Raw genomic sequence first — 1,194 nt, forward strand, 5'->3', positions numbered from 1 at the left:
GATTAGTTTACGAAGTCATACAAGCTGATAATGTAATTTTGATACATTCCCTAAAAGGTCATTATTAAAAAAAGACTACTTCTTATTCTCCTTCTTCTTCGAAAGTTTGACAATCAACCAAACGAAACCAACTAGAAAACACAAGATAATTATTCCCGCAACAACATAAATAAAAGTGTTTGAATTGCCTCTCATAACTTCCTTTTTAACAAATTTAATATCTTTGTTATGGTTAAAAAGTATCAAAAGTTACACAAGTATATTTTTGTGAAAACAAAAAACGATACTTTTGTAAAAAATTACCTTAAATGAAATCCTTACAAAATAGCGCTTTCTACTTTTTAGTCTTTTTGCTGTTCATTCAATGCAAAGAAGTTACAAAAAAAGAAACAACACTTGCCTCTTCAAAAAATGAAATTCAATATGCCAAAGGCTTAGAAATCTCCAAATACTAAGGTTTTTCCCTCCTAAAAATCACAAATCCTTGGCCAAATGCTAAAGAAAGTTTTACCTATATTCTTCAAGAAAAAAACGGAATTATTCCCGATAGTATAAAACAATTTCCACTAATTCAAATTCCGCTAAAATCGATTGTTGTAACCTCAACAACACACATTCCGGCTTTGGAATTATTGGGAGTAGAAAATACTTTAGTGGGTTTTCCGAATACAAATTATATTTCTTCAGTTAAAACCCGAAAGTTAATTGATGCCGGAAAAGTTCGCGAAGTAGGAGTCAATGAAAATCTGAACACCGAAGTTTTAATCGATATGAAACCCGATGTGATTGTGAGTTTTGGTTTAAATAATAGCAATCCAACTTTGGACAATCTTCAAAAAAGTGGTTTGAAAGTAATGCTCAACGGCGATTGGACAGAACAATCTCCTTTGGGAAAAGCCGAATGGATTAAGTTCTTTGGCGCACTTTACGGTTTGGATTCTAAAGCAGATGCTATCTTCGAAAAAATTGAAAAAGAATATAAGACTACTTTGGAATTAGCTAAAAAAGCGACAACAAAACCAACTGTTCTCAGTGGCGCAATGTATCAGGAACAATGGTACGTTCCGCAGGGCGAAAGCTGGGCAGCCTTGTTTTTGAAAGATGCCAAATCCCAATATTTATGGGCAAACACTAAAGGAAATGGAAGTTTATCCGTACCCTTTGAAGTCATTTTAGAGAAAGCACAAAAGGCCG

At 33.5% G+C, this 1,194-nt stretch carries 2 protein-coding genes; both read left to right on the forward strand.

From position 1 onward, the window contains the following. The first annotated feature begins 308 nt into the window (after nt 1–308). On the forward strand, nt 309–455 hold the full coding sequence (locus tag EKL98_RS17720) for a hypothetical protein (protein ID WP_158618346.1): 147 nt from the start codon (nt 309–311) through the stop codon (nt 453–455). 168 nt (nt 456–623) lie between these two features. Beyond that, a partial coding sequence (locus tag EKL98_RS16530) for an ABC transporter substrate-binding protein (protein ID WP_233589478.1) occupies nt 624–1,194 on the forward strand: 571 nt, incomplete at its 3' end.

The organism is Flavobacterium bomense (assembly GCF_003970355.1).

Coding starts and splice junctions, on each gene's coding strand:
- EKL98_RS17720 (WP_158618346.1), top strand. CDS start 309: ATGAAATCCTTACAAAATAGCGCTTTCTACTTTTTAGTCTTTTTGCTG.